The organism is Novosphingobium olei (assembly GCF_037076535.1).
Classification (GTDB): domain Bacteria; phylum Pseudomonadota; class Alphaproteobacteria; order Sphingomonadales; family Sphingomonadaceae; genus Novosphingobium; species Novosphingobium olei.
Genome location: NZ_AP029021.1, coordinates 1,806,732 through 1,819,535, shown reverse-complemented (window position 1 = coordinate 1,819,535; position 12,804 = coordinate 1,806,732). Strand labels below are relative to the sequence as shown.

Annotated in this window: 12 protein-coding genes; 3 read left to right on the top strand and 9 right to left on the bottom strand. The window is 64.6% G+C overall.

The genetic code is table 11. The annotated features are described in order from the left end of the window. Nucleotides 1-44 precede the first annotated feature (44 nt). Nucleotides 45-920: an oxygen-dependent coproporphyrinogen oxidase gene (gene hemF, locus AACH40_RS08590; RefSeq protein WP_338645628.1), complete on the top strand. Its 876-nt coding sequence runs from the start codon at nt 45-47 to the stop codon at nt 918-920. 6 nt (nt 921-926) lie between these two features. On the opposite strand, the gene AACH40_RS08585 is transcribed toward hemF, so the two are convergent. From AACH40_RS08585 to AACH40_RS08555, 7 genes are all read right to left on the bottom strand, one after another. Further along, nucleotides 927-1,181, bottom strand: a complete 255-nt coding sequence (locus AACH40_RS08585) for a hypothetical protein (RefSeq protein ID WP_338645626.1) — start codon at nt 1,179-1,181, stop codon at nt 927-929. Nucleotides 1,182-1,267: 86 nt separating this feature from the next. Further along, a complete protein-coding gene (locus AACH40_RS08580; RefSeq protein ID WP_338645995.1) occupies nt 1,268-2,113 on the bottom strand; it encodes a hypothetical protein in 846 nt (281 codons plus the stop codon). Next, nucleotides 2,110-3,696, bottom strand: a complete 1,587-nt coding sequence (locus AACH40_RS08575) for an acyl-CoA dehydrogenase family protein (RefSeq protein ID WP_338645624.1) — start codon at nt 3,694-3,696, stop codon at nt 2,110-2,112. The genes AACH40_RS08580 and AACH40_RS08575 overlap by 4 nt, the downstream gene beginning before the upstream one ends. Beyond that, nucleotides 3,696-4,907 (bottom strand): acetyl-CoA C-acetyltransferase, encoded by a 1,212-nt coding sequence (locus AACH40_RS08570; RefSeq protein WP_338645622.1) that lies wholly within the window; start codon nt 4,905-4,907, stop codon nt 3,696-3,698. The genes AACH40_RS08575 and AACH40_RS08570 overlap by 1 nt, the downstream gene beginning before the upstream one ends. A gap of 4 nt (nt 4,908-4,911) precedes the next feature. Next, nucleotides 4,912-6,120: a CoA transferase gene (locus tag AACH40_RS08565; protein ID WP_338645620.1), complete on the bottom strand. Its 1,209-nt coding sequence runs from the start codon at nt 6,118-6,120 to the stop codon at nt 4,912-4,914. Between the two features lie 3 nt (nt 6,121-6,123). Then, the gene (locus tag AACH40_RS08560; RefSeq protein WP_338645617.1) at nt 6,124-7,305 is read right to left on the bottom strand and encodes an acyl-CoA dehydrogenase family protein; all 1,182 of its coding nucleotides are present in this window, start codon (nt 7,303-7,305) and stop codon (nt 6,124-6,126) included. A gap of 12 nt (nt 7,306-7,317) precedes the next feature. Continuing rightward, complete coding sequence (locus AACH40_RS08555) at nt 7,318-8,235, bottom strand: SDR family NAD(P)-dependent oxidoreductase (protein ID WP_338645615.1); 918 nt, start codon at nt 8,233-8,235, stop codon at nt 7,318-7,320. A 114-nt stretch (nt 8,236-8,349) separates the two neighbouring features. On the opposite strand from AACH40_RS08555, the gene AACH40_RS08550 reads away from it, so the two are divergent. Further along, complete coding sequence (locus AACH40_RS08550) at nt 8,350-9,102, top strand: IclR family transcriptional regulator (protein WP_338645613.1); 753 nt, start codon at nt 8,350-8,352, stop codon at nt 9,100-9,102. Nucleotides 9,103-9,179: 77 nt separating this feature from the next. Next, nucleotides 9,180-10,478, top strand: coding sequence for an HD-GYP domain-containing protein (locus tag AACH40_RS08545; protein WP_338645611.1), 1,299 nt, complete (start codon nt 9,180-9,182; stop codon nt 10,476-10,478). A gap of 220 nt (nt 10,479-10,698) precedes the next feature. Here the strand turns inward: AACH40_RS08545 and AACH40_RS08540 are convergent, their stop codons facing one another. Both AACH40_RS08540 and AACH40_RS08535 read right to left on the bottom strand, forming a co-directional pair. Next, nucleotides 10,699-12,345 (bottom strand): NAD(P)/FAD-dependent oxidoreductase, encoded by a 1,647-nt coding sequence (locus tag AACH40_RS08540; RefSeq protein ID WP_338645993.1) that lies wholly within the window; start codon nt 12,343-12,345, stop codon nt 10,699-10,701. Between the two features lie 40 nt (nt 12,346-12,385). Further along, nucleotides 12,386-12,697 (bottom strand): PilZ domain-containing protein, encoded by a 312-nt coding sequence (locus tag AACH40_RS08535; protein ID WP_169493366.1) that lies wholly within the window; start codon nt 12,695-12,697, stop codon nt 12,386-12,388. Nucleotides 12,698-12,804: the final 107 nt, after the last annotated feature.

Genomic DNA, 12,804 nt, shown 5'->3' with positions numbered 1-12,804 from the left:
GCTTCCCCTTGCCGCAGGGCGGATTGCTTGGCAAGGGCCTCGCCATGGACACGCCCAAGACTGACTGGTCGCAGGAGACCGCCGCCGCTCGCGCCTGGTTCGAATCCCTGCGCGACAGGATCTGCGCCGAGTTCGAGGCGATCGAGCGTGAGGCGGGAAGCGATGCGCGCTTCACGTACACGCCGTGGGATCGCCAGCACGACGGCGAGCCGGTCGAGAACGGTGGCGGCGGGGTCCAGGGCCTGATGAAGGGCCGTGTGTTCGAAAAGGTCGGCGTGAACGTCTCCACCGTGGGCGGTGCGTTCTCGAAGGAGTTCGCAGGGTCGATCAACGGGGCGAGCGCGGAGAATCCGGGCTTTACCGCCACGGGCATCAGCCTTGTCGCGCACATGGCCAATCCGCACGTGCCGGCGGTGCACATGAACACCCGCTTCCTGACGACGCAGAAGGCATGGTTCGGCGGCGGCGGCGATCTGAATCCGCCATTGCCCTATGCCGAGGATACGGCGGAATTCCATGCCGCCTACAAGGCTGCGTGCGACGCCCATGATCCCGAATACTACCCGCGCTTCAAGGCCTGGGCCGACGAGTACTTCTATATTCCCCACCGCAAGGTGCATCGCGGCGTGGGCGGGATCTTCTACGATCACCTGGAATGCGCAGACGAAGCGGGTTTTGCCGCCAACTTCGCCTTCACCCGCGACGTGGGTGAAGCCTTCTTGTCCGTGTTCCCAAAGCTGGTGCGGCGGCGGATGGGCTTGGCGTTTACCGATGCCGACAAGCTGCAGCAGTTGCAGTGGCGCGGCCGCTACGCCGAGTTCAACCTTGTCTACGACCGGGGCACGCTGTTCGGCCTGAAGACCGGTGGCAATATCGACGCGATCCTGATGAGCCTGCCGCCCGAAGCCGTGTGGAGCTGAGCGTTCCTATCCGTTCTCGCTGACGGCGCCGGGCCCAAAGCTGAGCGGGGTGCGGCTCTTGAGTTTGCGCAAGGTGGCGGTGAAGCCCATCACCGCTTCGCCATCCTGCCGCAACGTGCCGCGGATGAAGGCAAGGCGGCCTGTCTCGCGGATGCACGCGATCTCGCCCTCGAGCGGCACGCCCAGCGCAGCGGCGGCGAGGTACTGCATCGCAAAGTCGACCGTCAGCGTGCCGCCGGCCGGCGCCCTGTGGACGATCAAGAACCAGATTTTTCAAGAATTGTAGCCTTTTGCCGCGCGCGCCGAACAAGCGCGCGCTGTTGTCCTGTCGTGACAGACGGAAGCGTTCAGATGCGCGCGATGGCGTCCATGACCTGGCGCCCGTCACTTGCGAACGCGCCCAGGACCAATGCGTCACCCTCGCTTCGCAGTGCGAGGTTCAGCTCCTCGCCGCAAATCGCGGGCGACGTGCCGCGAAAGGCGAAATGGCGCAGGCTGTTCTCGCCAAGCTGCCGCCGCGCAAGATCAAGGAGGAGCGTCGCGGTCAGTGGTCCATGGACGACGAGCCCGCGGTAGCCTTCTTCGCCAGTCGCATAGGGCAGATCATAGTGGATGCGGTGGCTGTTGAAGGTCAGGGCCGAAAAGCGGAAAAGCAGCGCCTCGCTTGGCGTCACGCTGCGCACCACATTCCAGGTGGAGCGATCAAACGTGCTGCTGCCGGGTGGCGGTGGCGCCGGGGGAACTCCTGCGGGAGCAGGCTCACGGTACACGAGCGACTGCACTTCGCGAACGCAGATGACCTGATCGGCCAGCGTTTCGTGCTCGATTTCGACAAAGACGAGGCGACCCGAGCCACCGCTCTTTTCCTTGACCGAAATTACGCGGCTGATCCTTTCGACGTGCGCCCCCTGCGGAAGTACCTCGCAGAAATCAACCTTGCTCGATGCCCACATTCGCCGTGGCAGCGGAACCGGCGGCAGAAAGCTGTCGGCGCTTTCGTCTCGAAGCGGGTGTCCGTCTTCGCCAAGGCCTGCGGTCTGCGCGTCTGGCAGGCACAGACACCAATGCAGGCCTTGCGGAATCGCGGCAGGGACGGGGCGATCAAGCGTTGCGCACCAGCGGGTCAGCAGGCCATCAGTCACCGTGTCGCTGCGGCGCTGCTCGCGCCCGACCCACGCCTGCCAGTCCATCAGTTGCGACCACCGACGAGGCCGCGCGCGATGACCTGCGCCTGAATCTCGGCCGCGCCTTCGAAGATGTTCAGGATGCGGGCATCGCACAGTACCCGGCTGATTTCGTATTCGAGCGCGTAGCCGTTGCCTCCGTGCACCTGCAGCGCCGAGTCCGCGTTGGACCAAGCCACACGTGCCGCGAGGAGCTTGGCCATACCGGCCTCTATGTCGCAGCGCTTGCCCAGGTCCTTGGCGCGCGCCGCGTCGTAGGTCAGTTCGCGCGCCACGACGAAGTCGACCAGGCTCATCGCCAGCTTGTCCGACACGCGCGGGAAATGGACGATTGCCTTTCCGAACTGTTTACGGTTCAGCGCATAGTCGAGCGCAAGTTCGAGCGCGCGGCGGGCAACGCCCACGGCACGGGCTGCCGTCTGGATGCGCGCGCCTTCGAAGGTGCGCATCAGCTGCTTGAAGCCCTGGCCCTCCTCGCCGCCGAGCAGCGCGTCCTCCGGCGCGGTCATGCCGTCGAACTGCAGTGCGTATTCGCGCATCCCGCGATAGCCGAGCACCTCGATCTCGCTTCCGGTCATTCCTTCAGCGGGGAAGGGATCGGCCTCGCTACCGCGCGGTTTGGGCACCAGCAGCATCGAGAGGCCGGCGTAGCCCTTGGCATCGGGCAGGGTGCGCGCCAGCAGCGTCATCAGGTCGCTGCGGCTGGCGTGGGTGATCCAGGTCTTGGCGCCGTCGATGACCCATTTACCGCCTTCGAGACGTGCGCGGGTCTGAAGTGAGCCGAGGTCGGAGCCGGTGTCGGGTTCGGTGAACACGGCGGTCGGAAGGATCTCTCCACTGGCGATCTTTGGCAGCCAGTAGGCTTTCTGCTCCTCGGTGCCGCCGCCCGATATCAGTTCGCCGGCGATTTCGGACCGGGTGCCGAGCGAACCCGCACCGATCCACCCGCGCGAGAGCTCCTCGGTCACGAGGCACATCACCAGCTTGTTGAGGCCCAAGCCGCCATAGCTCTCGGGGATGCAGACGCCAAACGTACCCAGATCCGCCATCGCCTGAACGGTCGCATCGGGGATCAGTTCGTTGGCGAGATGCCACTTGTGCGCGTGGGGCAGGATCTCGCTATCGGTGAAGCGGCGATACTGGTCGCGGATCGTGTCGAGATCGGCATCGTGGAAGCTTTCGCTAGGCCATTGGCCCTCGGCCAGCTTCTGCGCCAGTTCCAGCCTTGTTGCGGCATGGTCGGCTTCGATGAGCGCTGCAAACGCAGCGTGAAGGGCGCGCGCGGCATCGGTCAGGTCCAGATCCGCCGGGCGGAACATCTCGTTCTGGCCCATGGCAAGGCCGCCGGTGAGCTGCGCGCCGAGTTCGGCAAAGGCGAGCCTGGCAACGAGCGCGTCGACCGGGTTCGAAGCGCCGTTGCGTTCGAGCCATCCCGCAACCGATTCCAGCGCCGCGACGGTGGTGGCAACCCAGGCAAAGCCGTGGGCGGCGCGCTGTTCGTCATCGACCTTGCGCGTCTCGAGACGCTTCGCCAGCGCCGCTTGCGCGGCAGCACGGTAGGTCCGGGCGGCATCCAGTTCGTGCGTGAACATCAGGCCCTCTCGAACACTGCGGCAATGCCCTGTCCGCCGCCGATGCACATTGTCTCGATCCCGTAGCGCCCGTCGCGTCGCACCAGTTCGCGGGTCAGGTTGGCAAGGATGCGCCCACCAGTGGCACCGATCGGATGGCCGAGCGAAATACCCGAGCCGTTGACGTTGAGTATCTCGTGGCGGCTGTCGTCCTTCGACCAACCCCAGCCTTTGAGGCAGGCAAGAACCTGCGGCGCGAAGGCTTCGTTCAGTTCAACGAGATCGATGTCTTTCCACGAAAGGCCATTGCGCGCGAACAGCCGCTCGACCGCAGGGACGGGGCCGATGCCCATGCGGCTCGGCTCGCAGCCCGCTGCCGCCCACGAATGAAACCACGCGATCGGTTCGAGGCCCAGTTCCTCGAGCTTGTCCTCGGCGACGAGCAGGCAAGCCGCCGCTGCGTCGTTCTGCTGGCTGGCGTTGCCAGCCGTGACCACGCCGCCCTCGATCGGCTTCAGCGCGGCGAGCGATGCCATTGTCGCATCCGGACGATAACCCTCGTCGTGATCGAAAAGCTTCGGCTCGCCCTTCTTCTGCGGCACGGGAACGGCGACGAGTTCGTCTTCGAAGAGCCCCTTTTCCCAGGCAGCCGTGGCGCGCTGGTGCGAGCGCACGGCGTAGGCGTCGGCTTCCTCGCGGGTTATGCCGTAATCCTTGGCAAGATTCTCCGCCGTTTCGATCATGCCGGTGATCACGCCGAAGCGTTCGACCGGCTGGCTCATCACGCGGCCACGCGTCAAGCGGTCATGGATGGTCAGGTTGCCCATGCGCACGCCCTTGCGCAGATCCGTTGTGTAGTGCTCCACGTTGGACATCGATTCCACGCCGCCCGCGACCACGACGTCCGCCGCGCCGGTCTGGATCATCATTGCGGCGTTGACCACCGCCTGAAGCCCGGACCCGCAGCGGCGATCCACCAGATAGCCCGGCACTTCGAGCGGCAGCCCCGCGGCAAGCCACGCCCAATGGCCGATGGCGGGCGCCTCGCCACTGCCGTAGCCTTGCGCAAAGATCACGTCGTCGACCCGCGACGGGTCGATCCTGGTCCGCTCCATCAGGGCCTTGAGGATGACTGCGCCCAACTGGCCGGCGTTCATCGAGGCGAGCGAGCCACCGAACTTGCCGACGGCGGTGCGGATCGGGGCGACAATGGCGACGCGGCGCAGGGTCATGACGTTATTCTCCGGTTCGTCCGACGCCGACGATGCCGGTGTCGATCAGGCGGGCGATCTCGCCCGAGGAAAGCTTGAGGCGGGTGCTGAGCACTTCCTCGCTGTGCTGGCCGTTCAATGGGGCAGGGCGGGGCTCGCCCCGTTCGAGACCCGGCAGCGTGGCGAAGGAACCGGCAGCAGGATAGGCGCAGCCGCTGGGGTTGGCACTTTCCCCGAAGATCGGGTTGTCGTCGACCAGCGCCGGATCGCGCGCGGCATCGAGCATCGTGCGATAGGCCGAATGGACGATCCCGGCAGCATCGAAGGCGGTGGCAAGATCGGCGTGGCTGCGCGCGCCGATGGCGGCTTCGAACAGCGGGAAGAGCGCGTCGCGATGATCGAAGCGCAACCCATCGTCCTTGGCGAACGAGACGCCGCGGGCCGCTTCGATCGCCGCGACCGCCTCTTCCATCCCCAGGGTTTTCAACAGGTTTGCCCACTGGCGATGCGTAACCACCACGATCATCGTGCGCACCCCATCGGCGGTGACGAAATCACGCCCGAACAGGCCATAGACGGTGTTGCCCATGCGCGGTCGGTTCTGGCCGCCGACCAGCACTTCGGCAAGACTGCCGAGGTTGGCGACGGTGCCGATGGCGACATCGGACAGCGGAAGGCGCACTTCACCGCCCGTGCCGGTGGCATCGCGGCGGCGCAACGCGGCCAGCAGGGCGAAAGCGGCATAGGCGCCGGTGAGCAGATCCCATGCCGGCAGGACGTGGTTAACCGGCTCTGGCCCGCCTCCTGTGAGCATCGGATAGCCGACCGCATTGTTGACGGTGTAATCCAGCGCCGGGCTGCCATCGGCCCAGCCCATCACGCGCACGGTGATCAGGTCGGCGCGTTCGCGCGCGAGCAGATCATGGGCGAGGAAGCCCTCGGCCGGGAAGTTGGTGATGAACTGCCCGGTGGCGCGAACCAGCGCCTGCAGCAGTTCGCGCCCTGCCGGCTTGCCCAGATCGAGCGCGACTGACTTCTTGGCGCGGTTGAGGTTTTCCCAGTAGAGCGAATCTCCCGAAGGTCCCAATGGCCAGCGCTTGAAGTCCGGCCCGCCGCCGATCTGATCGACGCGGATGACTTCTGCGCCCATCTGCGCGCAATAGAGGCCGGCGGTAGGCGAGGCGACGAACGACGACGCCTCCACCACCGACAATCCGTTCAGGAGATCGTACAAGCGTCAGCCTTCCACGCCGGCGGCGAAGTTGCGCAGCATCTGCTTGGCGATGACCAGCTGCATGATCTGCGTGGTGCCTTCGTAGATGCGGTAGATCCGGCTGTCGCGGAAGAAGCGTTCAGCTTCGTATTCGGCAAGATAGCCGGCGCCCCCATGGATCTGCACGCAGCGATCGGTGACGCGGCCGCACATTTCCGAGGCGAACATCTTGAACGAGGCGGCTTCCATCAGGACCTTCTGCCCCGAGTCCGCCTTGGCTATGGCGTCGCGCATCATGCACTGCGCGGCATAGATTTCGGCCTGGCTGTCGGCCAGCATTGCCTGGATCAGCTGGAAGTTGGCGATGGGCTCGCCGAAGGCCTTGCGCTCGTTGGCATAGCGCACCGCAGTGTCGAGCGCGCGCTTGGCATAGGCGGTAGCCGCCGCGCCGACCGACAGCCGCCCGTTGTCGAGGCTCTGCATGGCCACGGCGAAGCCCTTGCCCTCTTCGCCGCCGAGCAGCGCCTCGCCGGGGACGTAGACGTCCTCCATGATGATGTCGGCGATGTGGCTGCCGCCCTGACCCATCTTCTTGTCGCTCTTGCCCACGGTGATGCCGGGCGTGTCCATCGGCACGATGAAGGCCGAAACGTGGGCGTTCTTGGGCAGCGATTCCTTGTTGGTGCGCGCCATGATCAGCGCCACCTTCGCGAAAGGCGAATTGGTGATGTAGCGCTTGGTGCCGTTGAGCACGTAGCCATTGCCAGAGCGCACGGCGGTGGTCTGCAGGCCTGCCGAGTCCGAACCCGAGCCGGGTTCGGTCAGGCCGAACGAGGCGATTTCGCCGGCAGCAAGGCGCGGAAGCCATTCCGACTTCTGCTCGTCCGTTCCGTTCAGCTTGATCGCCGAACAAACCATGCCGAGGTTGATCGAGGTGATCGAGCGATAGGCTGGCAGCGCGTAGCTGAGCGTGTGGATCGTTTCCACATACTGGGTGATGTTCATGCCCGCGCCGCCGTATTCGACTGGCATGGTGAGGCCGAACAGGCCCATCTCGCGCATCTCTGCCAGGATGTCGTCGGGGATCTTGTCCTCAGCGATCACCTGGGCTTCGGCCGGGATCAGGCGTTCACGGACGTAACGCTTGAGCTGTTCGTGGAACTGCTCGAAAACGTCAGCGTCCATACCGGGGTTGGCTGTGGTCATCTGGGTCTCTCCTCAGACCGGATCGTAGGGGAAGACGTGCGCCGAAACTTCGTCGGCGCGCGCGAAAGCGGGCTTGAATGCGGGCACCAGTTCGTCGGCGATCGCCTGCGGGGTCCAGCCCTCGAGCTTGACCATCGAACGCACCGGGCGGGGCTTGTTGAACAGCAGGATCTCGTTCTTGCGCACGGCGAAGATCTGGTTGTTCACGCCTTGCGCGGCATCCGAGGCGAGGAAGGCGACGAGCGGCGCGATCTTGTCCGCGCTCATCGTCTTCATGCGTTCGACGCGCAGCTTCTGTTCGGGCGTTTCGGCGGGGATCGAGGCGGTCATGCGGCTCCACGCGAAAGGCGCGATGCAGTTCGAGCGAACGCCCCAGCGCGCCATGTCGAGCGCGATCGAGTGCGACAGCGCGACGAGGCCGAGCTTCGCGGCGGAGTAATTCGCCTGGCCGACATTGCCGATAAGGCCGCTGGTCGAGGTGAAGTGGATGAAGCTGCCGGAGCCCTGTTCGCGAAAATAGGGCGTGGCGGCTTTCGACACGTTGAAAGCCCCGGTCAGGTTCACGTCGATGACGCTTGTCCAGTCCTCGTAACTCATCTTGTGCCAGATGGTGTCGCGCAGGATGCCGGCGTTGTTCACCACGGCGTCGATACGGCCGAAACGCTGCACCGCGTCCTCCACGATGGAGGCTGCTGCTGCGGGATCGGCGACGTTGGCAAGATTGGCATGGGCGCGGCCGCCAGCGGCCACGATGTCCGCAACCGTGGTGTCGGCTGGGCCAGCATCTCCGCCATCCCCACCTTGGGCGACGCCAGGGTCGTTGACCACCACTGCGGCGCCTTCGCGGGCGCACAACAATGCGATCTCACGGCCGATGCCACGCCCCGCGCCGGTGATGGCGACAACCTTGCCTTCAAGAATGCCAGGCATCGCGACTCTCTCCTCTTCCTCGTTCTCACCGCTAACTGCTCGGTTAAAACAGTTCAACGTATCGAATTGCTTTTCACAATCATGAAACCTATGCCGGTGGGCATGTCAGGTCCCGTGCGCTCCGTTTCCCAGGCGTTCGCCATCCTGCGCCTGCTCGCCGAGCAAGGCGCACTCACCTTGTCAGAGGTCGTGCGCGAGACGGGCCTGTCACCGTCCAGCGGGCTCAATCTGCTCCGCACGCTTGTTGCCGAGGGCGTTTGCGAGCGTGAGAGCATTGGCAAGCGATATCGCCTTGCCGACGCCTGGGCGCAGGCCGGTGTGCTTGATGGCGGAGACTTTGCCAGCCGGATTGCCGCGGCGCGCCCCGCCCTGGCGCGCTTTGCCCGCGAACATGATACGGCGACCGGGCTTTGGCAGGTTGTCTCAGGCGAACGCCTCGCGCTTGTGGCGCTTGGCGAATCCGGTGAAGCGACGCGCATCCATATGGTGGTCGGCCAGCGTCAGCCGATCGGAGGCGGATCCACGGGCAGGGCGCTGGCTGCCGCGCTGAAGCTGGATCATGGCGAACTGGTTCGCCGCTTTTCCAAGGTGCGCTGGCGCAGGCCGATCGATCTCGCCGCGTGGGTCGAGCAGGTCGCCCGTGCGCAGGGCCTTGGGTATGCCGTGGACGATGGGTTCAACCATCCTGGCATCTGCTCGCTTAGCACAACGGTGCCACCTCGCCCCGGCGAGGATGGCAAGGTGCACTTCTGCGTCTCGGCCTCGATCTTCGCCAATTCGCGAAGCGAGCGGGAAATCGAGATGCTGGGCCGCGCGCTGGTCGATCTAGCAAGGGGGCCGGCGTTTGACGGTGCCGGGGCTAAGTAGTTTTAGCTAGTCAGCGGAAGCGGGCTTCGAAGCGGAGAAGAGATAGCTAGCGGATACAACCATTTGCGGTCCGGGGCATGCTCAAGCGCGTCGAAACAAACGAAGTCCGACTGGGAATGTTCATCCACAAGCTGGAAGGTAGCTGGTTCAAGCACCCCTTCTGGAAATCGCGCTTCCTGCTTGAGGATGAAGATCTGCTCCAATCTCTGCGCGACAGCGCGGTGCCTGCCGTGATCATCGACACGGCGCGAGGAGCCGACGTGTCTCGTGCCCGCATGGCGGCGCCTGGCATGCCGGAGCGCCATAAACCAATCCAGACGTCGATGCCTCGGGCAAGCTTCGGCCAGGCCAGGCGGTCGCCGGTAAGCGGAAACCGTCTGCCACCGGCGACGGCCATGCGCGCTGTGGGCACGAGTACCGCGGCAGAATTCGGCGCGGCGCGGCGGGTTGCGGGGCGGGCGGGGCGCGTCGTCAACAAGCTGTTTCTCGAAGCGCGCCTGGGCAAGACGCTCGCGGCAAGCGATGTCGAGCCGTTGATCGAAGACATCTATGCGTCGATCCAGCGCAATCTCTATGCGTTCAACGGTCTGCTCCGTTGTCAGCAGGATGGGGGGAACATCTACCGGCACTCGCTGGCCGTCAGTGCCCTGATGATAGCGCTGGCGCGGACGATGCGGCTGACGCCGCTCGACACCCGCGAGGCCGGCATGGCGGGGCTGCTGATGGACATTGGCGTGGGGCAGCTGCCCCCGGATGCCTTGCCGCAGGACGGCGATTACAGCCGGCTGCCCGACGATCTGCGTGATGGACACGTGGTTCTGGGTCACGCCCTGCTCAAGGCCGCGGGCGACATACCCGACCAGGTGCTGAGGGCCTGCCTTCGCCATCACGAACGCCTTGATGGCAGCGGCTATCCCTATCGCCTTGGCGCGGAGGATCTCGATGTAATTTCACGCATGGCAGCGGTCTGTGACAGCTATGATACGCTGGTGAATGGGCTGGCGGGAGGTCAGGCTCTCGATCCTGCCCAAGCCATTCTGGCCTTGCAGGCGATGGAACCGGCGCTTGATGGCGAGGTGATCCGGCACTTCATCGACAGCGTCGGTGTCTATCCGATCGGATCGCTGGTGGTACTGCGATCGGAACGGGTGGCAATGGTCGTCGACGAGGACCCGACCGACAACGCCAAACCAACGGTCCGCGTTTTTCATTCGCTGCGCCAAGGCAGCGCTGTCCGTCAGGCGACGATCGTGCTGTCGCAGTGCTATGGCGAGGACGAGATTGTCGGCATCGCAGATCCAGTTGCGCTCGGCCTCGGCGATGTGGCGGCGCTGCGCGCCTCTCTGCTTGGTGCCGTCGAGCGCGGAGCGTCGTGAGCCTGCAAGCGACTTTGCAGGCGCTGGACAAAAAAGGGGCCGCCTGGTTGCCCGGGCGGCCCTTTGAAGTCTTGGGAGAGGATGCCTGAAAGGCCTGTCCTATGTGTCCCCGACTCGGATTTTGTGCAAGTGCGAACAGAGCAATTGATGTTGCAGTTTATGCAATCATACGAATGCACGCCGAGAAACGCTGACTTTTGCCGCCGTAGCTCAATGCCATTCAGCCGCTGACGGACATTTTTTCGCGCTGCAAAAGATCGAGCGCGAGGGCTTCTGCCACCTTGATGCCGTCCACTGCCGCTGAAAGAATGCCGCCCGCATACCCGGCCCCTTCGCCCGCGGGATAAAGCCCCGCGGTGTTGATGCTCTGGAAATCGTTGCCGCGCCGAATCCGCACGGGTGAGGACGTGCGGGTCTCGACCCCGGTCAGGATAACGTCCGGATGATCGTACCCCGGGACTTGGCGGCCGAACACCGGAAGCGCCTCGCGGAATGACTGCATCACATAATCGGGCAGGCACTGCGCAAGGTCGGTCAATTGAACTCCGGGCTGATAGCTGGGCACGACGGCGCCAAATTCGCCGCTCGACGCCCGGCCCGCCAGCACATCGGACAGCTTCTGGCCGGGCGCCTTGTAATTCGATCCGCCGGCGATGAACGCAAGGCTTTCCCATTTGCGCTGGAAGGCGACGCCAGCCAAGGGTCCACCCGGATAGTCGCGAGAAGGGTCGATATCGACGACAAGCCCCGAGTTGGCGTTGAATTCTGCGCGCGAATACTGGCTCATGCCGTTGGTGACGACGCGGCCTTCCTCGCTGGTGGCGGCAACGACGCGGCCGCCCGGGCACATGCAGAAGCTGTAGACCGTGCGGCCAGTCGATTTCGCCTGATGCGACAGGGCGTAGGCCGCAGCCCCCAGTATTTCGTTGCCGGCGAAGGGGCCATAGCGCGCCTTGTCGATCCAGCTCTGCGGATGTTCGATGCGCACACCAATGGCAAAGGGCTTCGCCTCCACGTGCACACCGCGATCGTGCAGGACCTGGAAGGTATCGCGCGCCGAATGGCCCACCGCCATGATCACGTGACTGGCTGGCAGGAATTCGCCGTTCGAAAGATGCAGGCCCTTTAGCTTCCGCGCGCCGTCCCGTTCCTCTACCTCGAAGTCCTCGACGCGGGTCTGGAAGCGATATTCTCCTCCAAGGCTTTCGATCGTTTCACGGATCGACATCACCATGGTCACGAGGCGAAATGTGCCGATGTGCGGATGCGCTTCGGTCAGGATGTCGTCCGGTGCGCCCGCCTTCACGAATTCGACCAGCACCTTGCGGCCAAGATGGCGCGGGTCCTTGATCCGGCTGTAGAGCTTTCCGTCGGAAAAGGTACCTGCGCCGCCCTCGCCGAACTGCACGTTTGATTCCGGCGTCAGTACCGAGCGCCGCCACAGGCCCCAGGTATCCTTGGTGCGCTCGCGCACGGCCTTGCCGCGCTCGATTATGATCGGCTTCAATCCCATCTGCGCCAGGATCAGCGCAGCAAGCAGGCCGCAGGGGCCCGCGCCGATCACCACCGGCCGCAGTCCCGACCAGTCGTGAGGAGCCATGACGGGAAAGCGATAGCTAGTATCCGGCGAGGGGCGCACGTGCTGATCATCGACATGGCGCGCAAGGACGGCGGGTTCGTCCCTGACGGTCGCGTCGATCGCATAGACAAGCTTGATTGCCGACTTCTTGCGTGCATCATTGCCGCGCCTTGCGACGGCAAACCGGACCAGATCGGCTTGTTCGATCTCGAGCCGTTCGCAGATCGCGCGCTCCAGTTCCTCCGGTGTGTGGTCGAGGGCAAGTTTCAGTTCGGTCAGGCGGAGCATCATTCTGCCCTAGACGGTGGAGGCCGCCAAGAAAAGCTGCTCAGGCGCCGCACCGCGCGATGATCGCGTCATAGATGGCGGGGTGGAGCGGTTCGGGAAAAGAACAGCCCGCGATGAACCCTTGCGACCACATGACGATTGCACGACGCGGCTCAAGCCCGGGCAACGTAACCCACACCGTTTCGCCAACGTCCAGACGGTCTGCACAACTCAGCCGCAAGCCATGCAGCGAAAGGTCGATCACATCCGCCCCAAGGCGGGCAACCCGTCGACGATACTGGGCACGCACATTGAGCACACGCCGGGGAGAGCGGCGCTCTATCTGATCCGTCTTGCGTTCGGGCGAATTCATTTGCAGCCCCCCGGGCGCCGCACTTTCCTCGCAAGTGCGGAGCGTGATTTATAACATGGTCCGATGTGAATGGTAGTTAACTCGATGTCAGACTTCATTGCCCTTCA